A 17,218-nucleotide genomic window follows, 5' to 3' on the forward strand; every position below is an offset into this window, starting at 1 on the left:
CTCGTATTGGTTTTATCCTTTTACAGATCCTGATGAAAGCCCTGCAATAAAGTATTTTTGTAGCACTAAAAATAAAATGGTCATTGGAAGCATCGCAATAATCGCAGCTGCTCCTACTAAGCTAAGATTATTTTGATTTTCGGCAAAAAAGCTTGCTAACGTAACGGTTAATGTATGCATTTCCTTATCTTGAAGGAAGAAAATTGCAAACTGATAGTCGTTCCAAATGTAGACGCTTGCAATAATTAAAATAGACGCAGTGACAGGCTTTAGCAGTGGAAATACGATTTTAAAGAAAATCGTTAACGTGCCGGCCCCATCAATTCTTGCTGCTTCCTCGAGCTCTTTAGAAATAGTGGAGCGAATGAAACCCGCATACAAAAAGATCGTTAGCGGCAAAAATGCTGCGACATTATTTAAAATAGCAATTTGGTATGTGTTCATCATCCCCATATTCACAACCATTTTGTACAGCGGAACTAACGCTGTTAAAGGCGGTATTACCATCACGGCGATAAAGATAAAATAGACGTACTTATTTAGTTTCGTTTGGCGGCGCGCTAGAGGGTACGCAGCCATTGATCCTAGAAAAATAAGCAGAACCGCCGAAACGAACGTAATGATAAACGTATTCATAAAAGAACTGCCTAAATTCGCTTGCTCCCAAGCCGCTTTGAAATTTTCAAGGTGTATGCTTTTTGGAAATACCCATTTGGAACTAAAATCCCCGGTTGCTTTTAAAGAAGTCGTAACAAGAATATAAAAAGGGACAATATGAACGAGCGTTATACAAAGAGCTAGAAAGGTAAAAAATCGCTTTTTCCGTTTATTTGTATAGTCCATCACGCTTCTGTCTCCTTTCGCTTAAAGTACACAAGTGCTGATAAGCTAATGACTAAGATAATGAGCGCCATGCACACACCTTGAGTTGCAGCATAGCCGGCGTCCTGCCTTCTAAAATATAAGTCATACATAAAAGTAGACATTGACTGCGATGCATCTCCAGGCCCTCCTCCTGTCAGCGCAACAATTACGTCAAACAGTTTTAAACCTCCGATAATATTTAAAACGACATTAATTGTAATTGAAGGCATAAGCAGTGGAAGCGTGATGTTTTTAAACTGCTGAAGAGCCGATGCTCCGTCAAGCTGCGCTGCCTCGTAATAATCTTTTGAAATACTTTGCAGCCCCGCTAAATAAATAATCATCGCAATTCCAACGAATTGATACGTATTGACGAACACGATAATCCAAGAGTTAAGCTCTGGAGTTCCCAAAGCATTAATCTTCTCAAAGCCTAAAAATACAAGAAGGTCATTTAAAGCGCCTCCTTGGTAGGCAAAAAAGAAGTACCAGATATATCCCATAATAATTGGGCTGATAATAACCGGAAGGTAGACAATTGTTCTTGTTACAGCTTTCATTTTAATGCTTTGATTCAGAAGCAAAGCGTATAACAAGCCAATAATATTTTGAAAAATAGTACTGCCTATTCCGTAGAGCAGCGTATTTTTTATCACAAGCCAAGTCGTTGGATCTGCAAGCAAACGTTTATACTGCTGGAGCCCAATCCAATCATATGTTTGTGAAAACCCATTCCAATTAGTAAAGGAAAGTCTAATTCCGTTAATAAAAGGATAGATAATAAAAACGGTGATAATTACTAAGCCGGGAAGGTACATCCACCATAAAGAGGACTCTGCTTTTAATTTTTTCTTTCGTTTTTTCGTATCTCTTACTACAGAAACCGGCTCTTTCCTGACTAATTCATTCATCGTGTTCACTCCTATTTCAGCTTGTGTTGAAAAGAAGCAGAAGCCTATCTCCCTGCTTCTCGGCGAACAAGGAACTTTTGCACACTATTTTATTGTTTACTGAGACGCTTGTACTCTTTTTCCATCTCTTTTGATAATTGCTTTGGCGTTAAACTTCCCGCTAGCAATTCTTGACCTGTAGAAGACATCACTGCCCACATACCGCTAGGTAAATACTTTCGGTCGAAGTATGGCTCAACTTTAATATCGCTATACTTATCGTAGTATTCAGAGTAGTAGTTTTGTGTTTTATTGTTTGTCAGAGCCGATGCTGAAGACGTTCCTTCGGCAATCTTTTTGGCAACTTCCGGCTGTGACACAAATTCAATAAATTTCTTGGCTTCTTTAAGGTGTTTAGAATCTTTCCACGCAGCAAGGGTAAAGCGCTCTCCGCCGATCCAGCTTTGCGTTCCGCCTTTATGAATAGCAGGCACCGGTACTGTTCCTACTTTTACTTCAGGATTTAATTCTGTTGCATCCGGTCCAAGAGATCCGCCCACAAATGTGAAAGCAATTTTATTTTGAGCCATTAATTCCGTTGCTTGAGATACTTTTGCGGTTAATACATCTTCATTCAGCAGCCCTTTTTTCTTCATTTCTGCCATTGTTTCCGCTAGCGGCGTGTAGTTTGACCAATTAAATGTTCCTTTTTCCAACTGCTTAGCGTAGTTCTTATTTTTTGCTGTAATAAGCTGAGGTGTAGCCAGCTGATCAAACACTTGAGCAATATTGCCATTTTCCCCTCCTGGGATCCATAGAGGCGCTACTTCTCCTTTGCTCTTCTTTTTTACTGTTTCTAATGCTGTTATAAATTCATCCATTGTGTTAGGAGACTTTATTCCGTATTTTTCTAACAGCGTCGCATTATAGCTAATTCCGTCTTTTGCTTGATTTAAAGGGTACGCATACACTTTGCCGCTTTTATCTTTTAAAATTTGATTTAGCGCTGGATCCAAATGCTGAACCCAATCCATATCTTTTAAATCCGCTACATACTCCCCGTAGCGAAGCTGAGACCAGCCGTGCGTATCAAATAAATCCGGCATATCATTTGCACCCATTTTCACACGAAGCATATCTTCATAGCCGTTACCCGGAAAATTCGCATCAATTTTAATATCTGGATTTTGTTTTTCAAATTTTGCAATCGCACTTTGAAGCGCTTTTCTCTCCCCTTTATTACTCATCGTAGAAAAAAGCGTTAGCGTTGTTTTCCCATTTCCGCCTGTTGCCGCTTCTTTATTTCCGCAGCCCGCTGCCACAACAGAAAAGACTAGTAATAGAACGAAAAGATACGTAAGCTTTTTCATTTATCTTTTTTCCTCCTTATACTCTATCAAGACATAAATAACTGAATATTCAGTTATTTATACATAGACAAATTCATTGCACAACGAAATAAAGTCACTTATAATTTAATCCTATACTTTTACAAAGGTTCAAAGAGTCCTAGAGATGAAAAAGCTTTTTCATTTACATACTTATCTGCCAATAAGTATGTAGTTTCTAGGGCTTTTTAACCTGCTTTTTCTATGGTTTTTTCTATTTTCCTTCCCCCTTATCACTCTTTATGTATGAATTCTTCTTTTCTATCACCCCCTTTCAAGTTATAACTTTTAGGCTACTGTTTTTTGAGTAAGGCTCCGCAGCTTTCACGATAAATTAATTTAGTCGGCACCATGACTTTTAAAGGAACGGATCTGCCGCTTAACCGATCTACTAGCATTTTAACAGCCTGCCTTCCCATCTCTTCAGTATATACTTTAACCGTTGTGAGCGGCGTGCTCGCAAATGCTGCGACATCCACATCATCAAAGCTTACAATCGCTACGTCTTCAGGAACCTTTATATTTGATTGCTGCAGGGCACGCATTGCTCCTATTGCCATTGCATCACTTGCGATAAAAAATGCCTCAGGAAGATTTCCTTGCTTAATCGCTTGTGCCATCAGCTCATATCCTTCATTCATTGAATATTCGCCGACATAAACTTTCTCAGAATCGAGCAGGCCTTTTTCATGCATAACGCGTTCAAAAACCGTTTGACGCTGATCTTCAATAATAGAACTTCCATTGATATAATGTTCTCTTTCTGTCCCTCCGATATAGCCAATTCTTTTATAACCGAGGTCAAATAAATGATTTAATGCGTGTTTAGTAGCTTTCTCAAAATCAATCATGACCGAATCGTACAAATCCTCATCCGCTTTGTGATTAATAAAAACAATAGTATCTAAATGATTGCTCACTTCTTGAACCGTTTCTGGACTAACTCTTCCCACTACAATCACTCCATCAAGATCCTGCAGCAGCTCTTCTTGCTTCATGCCTTTTAGCCTAAATGACTTTACTGTAAAAATTTCTTTTTCTGCGCATTCACTCTCTATTCCATGGCGAATAGAAGAGAAAAAAGGGTCTACTAACTCTTCTTCAAGGGACTGAGCAAAAATAATACCTATTTGAGGAGCTTCTATATCCTTTCCGTTTGCCGTTCCTTTTCGTATCTTCACGGGCGTATATTGCAGCTCTTTGGCTGCATGGAGAATGCGTTCACGAGTAACCTCAGATACAGAAAGCGTATGATCATTATTTAGTACTCTGGATACAGTTGAACTGGAAACATTAGCGTACGCCGCTATATCTTTTAAAGTTGCCATCTTTTTACCTCTCTATTATAATCTTCTATTTTTACTAAATATTTATCTCTTATATTGGAAGAATAGCATATTAATAAAACGCTTTCAATAAATAATTTTAAAATTTCAGTGAATTTATTAAAATATTCTCCAAAATTCTTCATTTCTTTTGTTAGTTCTGCCGTTAAAATGACAAAAAAGCCGCTATTACTACTTTGTTTTTATCACACTGCACTAAAACTTAAGTAAACTTTTAGTAAATATTAATTCTCGTAAGAATTTGTTCATATTTGATATAAAACGGTTTGTTGGGGAAAATAAAAGAAGAAATACTGATAAGGAAAGAGAGAGCCTATGATTAGCCAACATTCTTATTTTCAACAATGTCTGCCTGCCATTCAACAATTGCATAATGTGAATTTTACGAAAGAACAGCTGTTGCAAAAAGACTTTTTAATCGCTCAAGAACGTGAATTAAGCATGTACTACTCGCCTCATAACGATTACATAAATCCAGACGCTCATATTGTCATTGCCGGCATCACACCAGGCTGGTTTCAAATGAAAACTGCTTTTAAACAATGCGTTTCCAGCCTGTCTCATCATCAGCTTGAACAAGTCCTGTACGAAACAAAAAAAGCAGCTAGCTTTAGCGGAACGATGAGAGTCAATTTAATAGACATGTTAGATCAATGCGGAATTGCAAAAGTCATGGGCATTAACGGTGCCGCTGAGCTATTTGCTTCACAGAGAGATTTGCTGCATACAACGTCTGTACTGAAATATCCTGTGTTTTATAAAGGAAAAAACTATACGGGGCATCAGCCGCCAATCGAACGAGCAGTGCTTCTTTCTCGCTATGCCTTTGAAGTGTTTCCACATGAATTGAGCGAAATAAAGAATCCGTGCTTAATCGTTCCGCTAGGAAAAGCGGTTGAGAATGTTTTAAGAAAACTTTCGCGTGAACCTTCGTTTTCTCGGCATACGTATTTATTTGGCTTTCCTCATCCATCCGGAGCTAACGGACATCGAAAACGAATATTTGAAGAACACCTAGATGAATTCACGGAAATTGTGGAGGAGTGGGCTGTAAACAGAAGGAGTTGAAAACGACCTTTAGCTCTTTCTGTTTACAACATCTCCTTCTTTTTCTTCTAGTTCTCGTTCATTTTGCTCTTCATGAAACTCTTCTTCTGTTTGTGCAGCAAGATAGTCAAACGGCGTATAGTAATTACGAGGAAGCTTTCGCTGCCACACCGTTTTAATCATAATAATCATCAACGGAATACTCACCGTTAAAATAGCGGCTAAAACTAGTAGCGAAAAAATCATAAATTATTTCCTCCTGCTTTATAAACCGTTCCTCCTGGAACAACAAAACGGATACCCTACACCCATTCACTTATATTCAATCTACATTTACCGCCATCAGTATACGAGATTCATCAGTCGCAAAACCGTTCTTTTCAAAGAAACGTTCTGGTTTGCCTTGGCCTCTTTCTGTAGACACGTAGACTTCTTTCACTTCTTTTGTATAAGTAACTCGTTAAGGAAAGATAAAAGGCTCGTTCCTACGCCAGTTTGCTGAGTGTTGCTTAACACACAAATTTCATTTACATAAAACGTCTTATAGTTCGCCCACTGTTCTTCATTTCCTACTATAAATCCTATGAGTTTATTATTTTCACTATGAAAGTAACCTATCCCTATGTAACCTGGAGTTTTACTGATATCGTATAAACGAGCATAAGCAGTGTTTGTACTCCAAGGCTCGTTCCACGGTGACCCACTAAAAACGTTTGTATAGATGATTGCTGCTTCTTCTAATTCTTTATCCCTTAGTAAACGAACTTGACTTTTCATCATGTTACTCCTTTTCCTATCAACTTTCTTGAAATTCATTTATATATAAAACATTCCAGTTATTGGTTAATTATAACATTTATAGACGTAGAACGAATAAATTAGTTATCGTTCTTCACTGTACTAGAAAAAGGAGATCCAATGTTCGGACTCCTTTTTTTAAATCAACTTTATTTCTTTTTATTTGAATTAATAGATGTGTCTATAAAATTATTCACATATTCGCTCATTTCTCTGTACTTCGTCCAGTGTAAATAGTGATGACCTTGTAAAACAACTAGTTTTTGCGACGATACGTGACTTAATTGATCTTGATAAAACGTGATATTAGATTTTTCTTCTTTTGGTTCTTTATCTATTTTTCTAGTGAAAATCATTACAGGCATCTTTGAAGGAAACGACATATCGAGAGTTTTATTTATATTGTTGTTCAGCTCTTTTGCTTCATCAATGACGTTTTTGTTGTAGCCTTTCCAGCTGGATATTGCTTTTGTCATTTTTAAATTTGTTGTTGTATACGTTCCTTCTTCGGCTAGCGGTAGATACTGATTAGGACTAGTAAGCAGGGCTAAGCGAGCAAGTCCACTTGGCGCTAAAACACTCATCAAACTTGGTATATTCGGCGCTTCTTCTTTAAAATAATCCAGCGCTTTTGGCAACGTAGGGTCTATTCCAATAATTGCTTTTACTTCATCTGGATATTTATTAGCGTAATACATGCTGTATACGCCAGAAACTGAGTGCGGCATTAATATATACGGACCTTTTATATCCGATTTTTGCAAAGCTTCTCTTATTTCACTTACACTATTTTCTACGGTACGTTTTTTATTCGTAATGTCACTCCATCCGTATCCAAATGGTTCTACTACCACCACTTTATTATCCTTCGACAGTTCATTTACTAACGGTTCAAAATCCAGTGCAGGCGCAGTCGTTCCCAACCCGCTTAGTAGTACAATCGTATTTTCCCCTTTACCTTTTGTATATACATGAATATCTCTGCCATCAACCTCTACTAATTGACCAATAGGCGGGTACTTTTTCTTTTCCACTGCCGTTATAACTTGATTCGTTACAATCCAAATGATGCATATCCCTAACATAGCTACTATCATGTTTCGTAAAATTCTCAAGAACCTAAACTTTTTTTGCACGTTTACCTCTCCTTTCCGTAAGTAGCATTTAACAAGCAGATGCCCATGCTAGCGAATCTTTGTAACTGCTTACTTACTATGACGCTTCAGAAAACGTTTAGTTCTATTTCCTATATAAAATTCAAAAGAATGATAGCAGCTTACTTCAGTACTAAACGAAAAAAAGGCCTCTTCTGATGAAAGAGACCTTTTACTATTTATTAAAAAGAGAACAATAAAAACTGTAACTCCTTCACTTGATGCCTAAGCGTATAACTGACGCTACGTTTTTAGCCGTTCTTTCAATGTTTTCACCGGCTTTTTCCAGTGCTTCTGATAGATCGACCGCTCCGGGCACGACGCTGAATAACGCAGAAATACCGTGTTCATATACAGCTTCGCTTCCCGTTCCAATGCTCCCTGCTATCGCTATCACGGGAACGCTATGCTTTTTTGCTGTTTTTGCTACGCCAATGGGGGTTTTTCCGTAAATGGTTTGTCCATCTATTCTTCCTTCACCGGTAATGACAAGGTCAGCATCTTTAATATAGCTTTCTAGCTGAGTAGCCTCAATGACAATGTCTACACCTGGCTTTAACTCTGCAGATAAAAATGCCAGCAGGCCCCCTCCTAGTCCTCCTGCCGCCCCGGCACCAGAAACGTTCTGAATATGAATATCCATTTCTTTTTCAATAACTGCTGCGTAATGAGCTAGATTACGGTCAAGCTGTTTAACTATATCAGGAGTTGCGCCTTTTTGAGGGCCAAATACCGCAGATGCTCCGGTTTCACCCGTTAACGGATTGTCTACATCGCAAGCCACTTCTACTTTGACTTCAGCAAGCCGGGAATCCAAGTTTGTCAGATCAATAGCAGCTAACTGGTTTAAACTGCCGCCTCCTTCTTTCATTTCTGCTCCGTTAGCATCAAGAAGCTTTGCCCCTAAAGCTTTTGCCATACCGGCTCCTCCATCGTTTGTAGCACTTCCTCCGATGCCAATAATGATATGCTTTACTTTTTGATCTAATGCTTTGAGAATGAGCTCACCGGTTCCTCGCGTTGTTGTGATAAGCGGATTGCGTTTATCCACCGGAACATGATGAAGGCCTGAAGCGGCTGCCATTTCAATAACAGCCGTTTTGCCGTCTCCAAGAATTCCATAAAAAGCTTCCACCTCTTTACCTAAAGGTCCGGTTACTTTAGCTTGTATGATTTGTCCGCCCGTCGCGTCTACAAGCGACTGAACGGTTCCTTCTCCTCCGTCTGCCATAGGTACTTTACTAATCTCCGCGTTAGGAAAATGAGTTCTTATTCCTTTTTCAACCGCTTCACAAACGTTCAGAGCTGTTAAGCTTTCTTTAAATGAATCCGGTGCAATCACAATTTTCATGCGTAAACACTCCTTTTAGTTTTTAGCCATATAGCTTTAATACACCAAATATCAGCGTGGATACAATTGCCATAATGAGTCCAATAAGCGATTCGTAAGGGATTAATTTTAAACGTTCTTTTATTTTCATATTTACACTTCCGCCCGTTGCGTGGAAAAAGCTTCCGTGCGGGAGGTGATCAAGTACGGTCGCTCCGGCATGAACCATAGCAGCACCGGCTAAAGCAGAAACGCCTAGCTCTAAAATCGTCGAGCCAAAAACCTGGCTTGCGACTGCTGTTCCTGCCGTTGTCGAAGCGGTTGCCGCTGACATAAAAATACCTGAAACCGGAGCTAAAACATAAGCTGGCAACCCAATGGCAGACAACCCTTGAATGATCACGTCTTTTAGCTGAGAGTTAGCAATAATTCCTGCTAGTGTCCCAGTTCCGAGAAGCATAATGGCTACACCTGACATTTTCCCTAATCCAGAAATAGCATATGTATTAAGCTGTTTTCCTTTTTTCATCACAATGGCACCAACAATCCCTCCTGCAGGAAGAGCAACCATCGGATCAATATTAAGATCAAAAAGCGGGCGCAGCGCCAGTAGCACGATGGTAACAATTGGTGCTATGATGGCCGTTAAAAACAGCGGCAAGCTGCTTGCATCCACTGTATCTATTTCTTCAGCTTGAACCATTGTTCCTTTTTTCACTAATCGTTTGGCTACTAGATAAGTGACCGCTACGCCAAATACAGCGGGAATAATTCCTGCAGCCATCACGGATGTAAGCGGAATATTAAATGCATCCGAAGCAGCAATAGCGTTAGGATTGGGAGACATTAAATTTCCTGCCTTTCCTCCTCCAATCATTGCTAATAAAATAGCAGGCTTTGACATACCCGTACGTTTAGCAATGGCTAAAGCAATAGGCGCCACTGTGATCACAGCCACATCAACAAACACACCTACTGTCGTAAGAATGAGTGTGGCTAGCGCTAGAGCTAAAAGCGCTTTTGTTTCCCCTAGTTTTTTTACAATGGTTTCTGCTATAACCGCTGCAGCACCCGATTCTATTAATACCCCGGCCAATATACCAGCTGCAAGAATCCGCAGCACTGCGGGAATGATGCCTTGTGCCCCTTCAATCATTAAATTAACGGTATCAGCAATATTAACTCCGCCAATCAATCCTCCAATTAAAGCTCCGGCTATCATTCCGTATGCGGGAGCCACTTTCTTTAAGATTAATATAATAGCAATTACTAATGCACAGATCGCGCCTAACGCGCTTACTTGAACGTCCATAAAGCCATCCCCTTTCTTATTTCTCCTGTCCCTAATGTTAATTGTAAGCGCTATCTTATATTCTTTCATTAGTCACTTCAACAGAAAAAGACCTCACTATCGCAAGATCTTTTATGCACGTGCACAGTTATGAAATTTTAGATAGCAGTAGCGCTACATATAGTTCAAGAAGGTCTTTGACTTTTCTTGGATCTTTTCCCGTAATGCTTTGGATTTTATCTAGACGGTAGCTTAGCGTATTTCGATGTATAAAAAGCTTTTTAGCTGCCGTGCTTCCTTCGCCATTTTCTTCTATGTAGACCGTTAACGTTTCGATAAGTTCTTTTTTCTTATCGTATTCCTTCAGCTTTTCATAGTGATGCAACAGTTCATGATTTTCTTGAAAACCGGCGCTTTGACGTAACAGCACGGGAATTTGATAATCCGAATAGCAGTAGAAAACAGCTTCTGGGTGAAGCTTAGAACCGACGGCAAGCGTATCTTTTGCCTGCTGATAAGATACATGAAGGCCTTTAAGGTCAGCTTGAACAGATCCTGCCGCTAACTTACACACCATACCAGACGCCTGAAGCTGTTTTTCCAGCTGTTCCGCATAGCTGCTAGCGCTGCCTGCTTCTGTAGATTTTAATATGACCACTCCGTCTGGAAGCATAGCGTATAGGTCATTGTTAGCTATGTATTTCTTTACAAGCTTCATAACTTCATGGCGATTGTCCGCTGTAACAATCAGTGCCACTCGTGGAAGGTATAAGTTAATATCAAAGCGGTTCGCCCGGTCAAAAAATAAGGAGTCAAGCGGGTCTTCTTGTTGAAGAAGCTGATGAACCACCTCTTCTTTTAATCGTTCATCCCATTGAATTTCTTCTATCAAAATCATTTCTTGAAAAATCATTTCAGCCGCCATGCGCACGAGTTCTCCGTAATTACGAATCTGTTCTGGCAGTCCTGTCAATCCCACGACTCCAACAATTTCCCCGTTAAAGAAAATAGGCAAATTCACGCCCGGTTTGGCCCCGCTCAGCGAGTCAGCCTGCTGTTGAGTAATTTCGTAGGAACTGCCGTTTTTTAATACCATCAACGCTCCCTCGTGGATTTGATTCATTCGCTTTTTGTCACCCGAACCAATAATGACTCCTTTTTCGTTCATCACGTTAATGTTGCAATCAATAATCTCCATCGTTCTACACACAATTTTCTGAGCTAATTCTTTTGTTACGTATCTCAACATTTCCCCATCCTTTGCCTCTGTGAAGTAAAGCTCAATTTTTTCGTGACAGCTAATTTGTATTCAATGAAAAATTTGCGATACTTCATTATAATATACGTAGAAGCAAAACCACATCTTTGAAACCGCCAACAAAACAGTGCCTATAGGAGGATAAAAGAATGACTGTGTCAAAACTAGTTTTTACCCCTCTTAGCTATACAGGATGGGGATCACTTCAGCAACTGCTTCCGGAAGTAAAAAAATATCACCCTGCTCATATTTTAATTGTCACAGATCCCGTGTTAAAAGACATTGGACTTGTGGATAAAGTGAGTTCTCCCCTCATTAAAAATGGATACGAAGTAGATGTATATGCAGATACGGCACCAGAGCCGCCTTTAGCACTCGGTGAAAAACTCGTATCCTACGCAAAAAGCCGAAAATTTGATTTAGTCATTGGCGTTGGCGGCGGCAGCGCATTAGATTTAGCAAAACTTACGGCCGTTTTAGCCGTTCATGACGGAGCTGTAGAAGAATACTTGAACTTAACTGGTACAAAACAAATTTCAAAAAAAGGTCTTCCGAAAATTTTAATTCCCACAACTTCCGGCACGGGCTCAGAAGTAACCAATATTTCTGTATTATCTCTTGAAAGCACAAAAGACGTTGTGACCCACGACTACTTGCTTGCAGACGCTGCCATTGTAGATCCTGAGCTTACGCTAAGCGTGCCTTCTAAAGTAACGGCGGCTACAGGGGTTGATGCATTAACTCATGCCGTTGAAGCTTATATATCAGTAAATGCAAATCCAGCAACCGATGCCTTAGCACTAAAGGCTATACGCATGATTAGCTCTTCTTTACGAACAGCTGTAGAAAACGGCAAAGATAAAGAAGCGCGAACTCAGATGAGCTACGGAAGCTATTTAGCAGGACTTGCTTTCTTTAACGCAGGCGTAGCCGGTGTTCATGCGCTTGCATATCCATTAGGTGGGCAGTTTCATATTTCTCACGGTGAATCAAATGCCGTATTGCTTCCCTATGTGATGGGTTACATACGCAGCAGCTGTGTGGAAAAGATGCGAGATATTTTTGAAGCACTAGGCGGAAACGCTAACTCTTTATCAACAGAAGAAGCTTCTTATCAGTGTGTAAAACAGCTGCAGTCACTTGTCAAAGACGTAGGCATTCCTCAAACCCTTCGCGGATTTGATATTCCAGAAAGTGCCCTTCAAAAGCTGACAGAAGATGGCGTCCAGCAAAAACGAATTCTCGCTCGCAGTCCTTTGCCTCTTCTTGAAAAAGACATCCGAGCTATTTACCAATCGGCGTATGATGGTGCTATAGTAGAACCTGTGCACTAAAAAACTCCCCCTTGTGTAAGGGGGAGTTCTATTTATGCTGCTTTTGCCATTGTACCAAAACGATTCTCTTTTGGATCGCTAGGCTGACAGAATAAAACAATTAGCCAAATACCGCCAATGAGTGGAACTAATGTAATGAGCTGCCACCATCCGCTTTTTCCCGTATCGTGGAGCCTTCTTGCTCCTACCGCTAACGAAGGGACTGCAATCAATAGCGAGTAGATTACCGGCAGAAAAAGAGGCTTATCAATAAAGAACTGAATGAAAGAAAGAATAAATGAAATAACAAAGTTGACCAATACAAACATCCAGTATTCAGTTCGGCTTGCTCTGCCAGAAAACGTCCCGTAATTTTTCAACACTTTTATGTACCACTTCATATGCAACAACCTCCTTTTTTAGTATAAAATTGTAAATTTATAGTTTATATATCCTTTTTATTCAAAAAACAAACCGTTAAACAAACAAATAACGACATTTTTTATGCAAAAGAAAAAACTTCTTTCAAAAAAGAAGTTTTCATAATGTATTATGCTTTTCTATTTAATCAAATCATTTCGGTCTTCCATACTTGGCGGTTCTTCAAGCCATCCGTTTTTAGCCATGATTTTTCCCCCGTCTTGCCCGTATGTTAAAATGTCTTTGGCGGTACTGACAAGAGTAAGAGGAAGATCTCCACGCAAACTAAACGCAGTGCCTAAAGCGTTGCTTCCTAGCCCGAAACTGCAGAATAAACTCACGCAGTACATCATTAGTTTATCTGAAAAGGGTGCTACTTTTGACTCGGTCGCTTTCGCTCCCCACGTCGCAGGCGTCTGAATATCGCTTTCCAAAAGAATTTTACTATAATCACTTACAATTTTTTTAGCCAGCTCTTTTCCTTTTACAAAGTACTTCTTCACTTCAGGCTCACTTGCTACTTGAGCGAACCCTGTGATCATTTGCATGCCAAAAATATTGCTTTCAATTGCGTAATAAATATGTGCTACTTCTACAGTATTTAATGCCCGTTTACTCGAAAATAAATGGATTCCATTCATGTAATCTGTGCCTTCAGCAAACTTCGCTTTTTTAGGTACGGAAACAGCTGGAGGCCTTGGAAGCACGTTTTTTTCCTGAAGATAATCTACACATTTGTCATAGCCACTTTGCGTGAAAGCGGTAAGCTCTTTATAGAGAGAGATCATGTCTTTTCTGTAGGACATGGTTAAATGAAGCGTATGTAGCCCCATACTAATTTCTTTTAAAAGGCGAAGAAACATAATATCAAACATCTTATCATAGAGCTTAGGAACGCCTATATTTACATCTTTTTCTGTATATCCTACTGGTATGGAAGCCCCTTCATTCTGTAAAATTGTTTTGATATCTTCAATGTAGTTCACCACTTGCCTATGCGTATCTTGCATAATTTCCTTTGCCCCGTCATCTTCTGCCTGTGCAATAAAATATTCCAAAATTCTTTGGGTCATTGTTTTTTGCTGATAGGTCATCCAAAGAGTAGCAATTTCACTTGAACTTAACGGTATTTCTTGACTCATGCACTAAACCTCCTGCTAGGCATACATACGTAAATCTTCATTTATTCAAGAGTGGGTATCTGTAATGAAGACTTTATTCTAGACCTTAACATTCGTCCCCGCAGTCAGATACACAACTCTGTCTCTTCCTCAATTAATTCTGCTTCATTTACTATGCACAAATTGGAAGAATTCTATGTATTTACCCTCGCTTTTAAATGGAAGAAACAAAAAAAGCCCCCTCTCATTAAAGGCGCTTTTTCAAAGAAAACGTTTTTATTCCATCGTATCAGAAATTCTTTTGTAGCTTCCGCATTTTTTTAGATATTGAATAATATCTTGATCTTTTACACGCTGAATAGCTGATCCGAACAGTTCTGCTGCTACCTGCATGCGTTCATGTTTATGTTCAATGGTCATAATATATCGAAGCGCATCCACAACCGGTGCATTGTGACGTGTACGACGAGTTATGTACTCGTGAATGGCTTCATTTAACCCTTCCGATTCCGCTTGTTGAAACTCAGGTTTTCTTACTACTTGACTATATACCACTTTTTTGCCACTCCTTCTCCTCATTTTTAATCCTTTTTATCTTTCTTTTATTTCCATTTCCCTAACAAAAAGGAAACAAAACATGCAATGTTAACTTTTTTTAGAGTTTTCTAGCAGATGCATGATGCATTTAAAAGAACATAGGTTTGATCCTTATAAGGAAACTATGATATATTTTTTGTCTACACAGACTATACACAGTAAGGAATGAGGTATTTAGATATGAATAAAGCTGAATTTATTGATGCTACAAAGGCTCCAGCCTTTAAGCCACGAAAAGAATTTAAAGAAGCTGTTAAATAAAGAATCTAATGCTGGGTATAAAGTAAAACAAGCAGGCTCTTAATAATTAAGAATCTGCTTGTTCTGTTCTATATAAAGACTATTTCAGTAAGTTATTTTATTTTTTTCTAAAAAGATACATATCTAGCAGCATATTAACAAGCAATAGATTAAGCTACTATATTTATTTTAATATACAGTTGAGCTAGATAGAATATCTTTATGAAAGCGTACTGTTTCAGAACTATAAGTAGTCATATTTAGTACACTTTTTATAGAATATGAGATGAGGATACCCCCATCTTCCATTGTACTCACCCAATAAGGATGAAAGGGTATTAAAAAATAAAATCGCTTATCAAGTTTTTCTAAAACAAATGGTTCGGTAACATTTGTAGTTTCTAAATTACCAACAGAGACATCAATTTTATCACCTATTCTCATCCCACCATAACCCTCTATACAAATTTCAATAAATCCAGTTTCTTGAAGTAATTCTAATTCAACTTCTCCGACGTAATCATATCTTTCTAGTATGTTCGTTCCATTTTTAATTGATTGACGTACGAAATCCCCGTCATAATAAAAAACAAATGGCAATTCTAAATCTTTTGAGTCAATAAGATTTTGTATGGTGATAGTACCAACTCCTTTATACCAACTCGTTTATTATTATAACATTATTAAAAAAACACCCTGAAAGGATGTTTAATAGTTAGCTTGTAAAGCTTCACTCTTTTTCTTTAGTTTTTGACTTTCTTCTTCTAACTCAATAATTTTATTTTGGAGCTCTGTATTATCAAAGTCTTGTTCTAACTCTTCAGATAGCTTTATTCGCTGTTTATGAATTTCAATTCGTTGTTTAGCAATCGCTTCTACTTCTTTGTTTAATTGTAATTGTTCATATGGATTCATATAAATTCCTCCCTTACTTTCACTTTCAACACAAGAAGACAGATTCCTTTAAAATAAAGTCCAGTGAGTGTTCCCTATAAACATGCTAATGGCCCCAAACGCACTAGCAATAAAACTAAAATTCCACACAGTACGCATCCAAACTGCTAAAGAACCATATGTCTTTTTAAAGGCTACTTCACGCATAAAGATGAGATAAAGAACTGTAAACCCATATACACCAAATGCTACCCATTGAAAAGTTTCTTGAATTTGTGGAACTATTAGAACAACTGCTACTAAAGCTACGGTGAAAATGAGGTTCACAATCATAAAGAAGCTGACGAAACGCATCCACTTAAAGCCCTTTTCGTCTAGTTCCGCAGCACCTTGGTTTTTTCGCTTTAATTCCTCCATTATTCATTACCCCTAGTATTCAGTTTTATCCATTATAGCACGTTATCCTAGTGTTATTCTTAAAGTACTAGTATCGTTATGTTCAAATTTCAGAGATTAGACTCAAAAATTTTGAAGTTTTCACATTAGAATTTTATACAGTCTCAATCAAAATCTGTAGTTATCTAACATAAATAAAAGAGCAGTTTGCAAATGCAAACTGCTCTTTCGATGACCCGTACGGGATTCGAACCCGTGTTACCGCCGTGAAAGGGCGGTGTCTTAACCACTTGACCAACGGGCCGTGATTGTTTTTTAAGTTTAACTTAACTGTTTGTTATACTGGTGGGCCTAAGTGGACTCGAACCACCGACCTCACGCTTATCAGGCGTGCGCTCTAACCAGCTGAGCTATAGGCCCATAATCCTCATATGTATCTAAAATGGCAGGGGCAGTAGGAATTGAACCCACACTGACGGTTTTGGAGACCGTAGTTCTACCTTTAAACTATGCCCCTATAAAAAGTAGCAGTCATGACGGAAATTGAACCCGCGATGATGATAAAAATAAATGGAGGAGGAAGAGGGATTCGAACCCCCGCGGGCTTTGACACCCCTGTCGGTTTTCAAGACCGATCCCTTCAGCCGGACTTGGGTATTCCTCCGATATTATAACTGATGAACCTTCTACTCTAAACAACTAAACTAAGGTCCTATGATACTTCTGATCGGGAAGACAGGATTCGAACCTGCGACCCCTTGGTCCCAAACCAAGTGCTCTACCAAGCTGAGCTACTTCCCGTTTATGGCGCGCCCGAGAGGAGTCGAACCCCTAACCTTTTGATCCGTAGTCAAACGCTCTATCCAATTGA

Annotated in this window: 18 protein-coding genes and 5 tRNA genes; 2 read left to right on the top strand and 21 right to left on the bottom strand. The window is 39.0% G+C overall.

The annotated features are described in order from the left end of the window. Positions 1-12 precede the first annotated feature (12 nt). The 4 genes from ACFX4E_RS21790 to ACFX4E_RS21805 all read right to left on the bottom strand — a co-directional run bounded on the left by ACFX4E_RS21790 (position 13) and on the right by ACFX4E_RS21805 (position 4,470). Positions 13-843: a carbohydrate ABC transporter permease gene (locus ACFX4E_RS21790; RefSeq protein ID WP_377238304.1), complete on the bottom strand. Its 831-nt coding sequence runs from the start codon at positions 841-843 to the stop codon at positions 13-15. Next, positions 843-1,775, bottom strand: coding sequence for a carbohydrate ABC transporter permease (locus ACFX4E_RS21795; protein ID WP_098524907.1), 933 nt, complete (start codon positions 1,773-1,775; stop codon positions 843-845). Before ACFX4E_RS21795 ends, ACFX4E_RS21790 begins: the two co-directional genes overlap by 1 nt. Before the next feature lie 89 nt (positions 1,776-1,864). Continuing rightward, complete coding sequence (locus ACFX4E_RS21800; protein ID WP_377238203.1) at positions 1,865-3,124, bottom strand: ABC transporter substrate-binding protein; 1,260 nt, start codon at positions 3,122-3,124, stop codon at positions 1,865-1,867. A gap of 311 nt (positions 3,125-3,435) precedes the next feature. Then, positions 3,436-4,470, bottom strand: a complete 1,035-nt coding sequence (locus tag ACFX4E_RS21805; protein ID WP_377238202.1) for a LacI family DNA-binding transcriptional regulator — start codon at positions 4,468-4,470, stop codon at positions 3,436-3,438. 333 nt (positions 4,471-4,803) lie between these two features. Between ACFX4E_RS21805 and ACFX4E_RS21810 the strand changes: the two genes are divergently transcribed. After that, the gene (locus ACFX4E_RS21810; RefSeq protein ID WP_377259574.1) at positions 4,804-5,556 is read left to right on the top strand and encodes a uracil-DNA glycosylase family protein; all 753 of its coding nucleotides are present in this window, start codon (positions 4,804-4,806) and stop codon (positions 5,554-5,556) included. Positions 5,557-5,565: 9 nt separating this feature from the next. On the opposite strand, the gene ACFX4E_RS21815 is transcribed toward ACFX4E_RS21810, so the two are convergent. The 6 genes from ACFX4E_RS21815 to ACFX4E_RS21840 all read right to left on the bottom strand — a co-directional run bounded on the left by ACFX4E_RS21815 (position 5,566) and on the right by ACFX4E_RS21840 (position 11,357). After that, on the bottom strand, positions 5,566-5,781 hold the full coding sequence (locus ACFX4E_RS21815; RefSeq protein WP_323618950.1) for a DUF3951 domain-containing protein: 216 nt from the start codon (positions 5,779-5,781) through the stop codon (positions 5,566-5,568). A gap of 189 nt (positions 5,782-5,970) precedes the next feature. Further along, positions 5,971-6,312: a GNAT family N-acetyltransferase gene (locus tag ACFX4E_RS21820; protein ID WP_377259571.1), complete on the bottom strand. Its 342-nt coding sequence runs from the start codon at positions 6,310-6,312 to the stop codon at positions 5,971-5,973. A 170-nt stretch (positions 6,313-6,482) separates the two neighbouring features. After that, positions 6,483-7,430, bottom strand: a complete 948-nt coding sequence (locus ACFX4E_RS21825) for an alpha/beta fold hydrolase (RefSeq protein WP_377259627.1) — start codon at positions 7,428-7,430, stop codon at positions 6,483-6,485. A gap of 271 nt (positions 7,431-7,701) precedes the next feature. Continuing rightward, positions 7,702-8,838, bottom strand: a complete 1,137-nt coding sequence (locus ACFX4E_RS21830; RefSeq protein ID WP_377259568.1) for a glycerate kinase — start codon at positions 8,836-8,838, stop codon at positions 7,702-7,704. A gap of 22 nt (positions 8,839-8,860) precedes the next feature. Next, positions 8,861-10,129: a GntP family permease gene (locus tag ACFX4E_RS21835; RefSeq protein ID WP_057235837.1), complete on the bottom strand. Its 1,269-nt coding sequence runs from the start codon at positions 10,127-10,129 to the stop codon at positions 8,861-8,863. 127 nt (positions 10,130-10,256) lie between these two features. Next, the gene (locus ACFX4E_RS21840; protein WP_377259565.1) at positions 10,257-11,357 is read right to left on the bottom strand and encodes a sugar diacid recognition domain-containing protein; all 1,101 of its coding nucleotides are present in this window, start codon (positions 11,355-11,357) and stop codon (positions 10,257-10,259) included. A 158-nt stretch (positions 11,358-11,515) separates the two neighbouring features. Between ACFX4E_RS21840 and ACFX4E_RS21845 the strand changes: the two genes are divergently transcribed. Further along, complete coding sequence (locus tag ACFX4E_RS21845) at positions 11,516-12,700, top strand: iron-containing alcohol dehydrogenase (RefSeq protein WP_252123365.1); 1,185 nt, start codon at positions 11,516-11,518, stop codon at positions 12,698-12,700. 32 nt (positions 12,701-12,732) lie between these two features. Here the strand turns inward: ACFX4E_RS21845 and ACFX4E_RS21850 are convergent, their stop codons facing one another. From ACFX4E_RS21850 to ACFX4E_RS21900, 11 genes are all read right to left on the bottom strand, one after another. Next, a complete protein-coding gene (locus ACFX4E_RS21850; protein ID WP_098333008.1) occupies positions 12,733-13,080 on the bottom strand; it encodes a DUF805 domain-containing protein in 348 nt (115 codons plus the stop codon). A 159-nt stretch (positions 13,081-13,239) separates the two neighbouring features. Then, a complete protein-coding gene (locus ACFX4E_RS21855) occupies positions 13,240-14,241 on the bottom strand; it encodes a DUF3231 family protein (RefSeq protein WP_098249472.1) in 1,002 nt (333 codons plus the stop codon). 255 nt (positions 14,242-14,496) lie between these two features. Next, positions 14,497-14,775 carry a hypothetical protein gene (locus tag ACFX4E_RS21860; RefSeq protein WP_028408159.1) on the bottom strand — a complete coding sequence of 93 codons (279 nt, stop codon included), beginning with the start codon at positions 14,773-14,775 and terminating at the stop codon, positions 14,497-14,499. Between the two features lie 471 nt (positions 14,776-15,246). Then, positions 15,247-15,657, bottom strand: coding sequence for a hypothetical protein (locus ACFX4E_RS21865; RefSeq protein WP_028408158.1), 411 nt, complete (start codon positions 15,655-15,657; stop codon positions 15,247-15,249). 108 nt (positions 15,658-15,765) lie between these two features. Beyond that, positions 15,766-15,972, bottom strand: a complete 207-nt coding sequence (locus tag ACFX4E_RS21870; RefSeq protein WP_016766132.1) for a hypothetical protein — start codon at positions 15,970-15,972, stop codon at positions 15,766-15,768. Between the two features lie 48 nt (positions 15,973-16,020). Beyond that, positions 16,021-16,368, bottom strand: a complete 348-nt coding sequence (locus tag ACFX4E_RS21875) for a hypothetical protein (RefSeq protein WP_025753676.1) — start codon at positions 16,366-16,368, stop codon at positions 16,021-16,023. 211 nt (positions 16,369-16,579) lie between these two features. Then, a tRNA-Glu gene (locus ACFX4E_RS21880) sits at positions 16,580-16,651 on the bottom strand. Positions 16,652-16,690: 39 nt separating this feature from the next. Beyond that, positions 16,691-16,767: transfer RNA gene (locus tag ACFX4E_RS21885), tRNA-Ile, on the bottom strand. A 23-nt stretch (positions 16,768-16,790) separates the two neighbouring features. After that, a tRNA-Trp gene (locus ACFX4E_RS21890) sits at positions 16,791-16,864 on the bottom strand. 54 nt (positions 16,865-16,918) lie between these two features. Next, positions 16,919-17,011 (bottom strand) — tRNA-Ser (locus tag ACFX4E_RS21895). A gap of 63 nt (positions 17,012-17,074) precedes the next feature. Then, positions 17,075-17,148 (bottom strand) — tRNA-Pro (locus ACFX4E_RS21900). Between the last annotated feature and the right edge of the window lie 70 nt (positions 17,149-17,218).

It is taken from the genome of Priestia sp. YIM B13491, assembly GCF_042787605.1.
Taxonomy (GTDB): domain Bacteria; phylum Bacillota; class Bacilli; order Bacillales; family Bacillaceae_H; genus Priestia; species Priestia megaterium_E.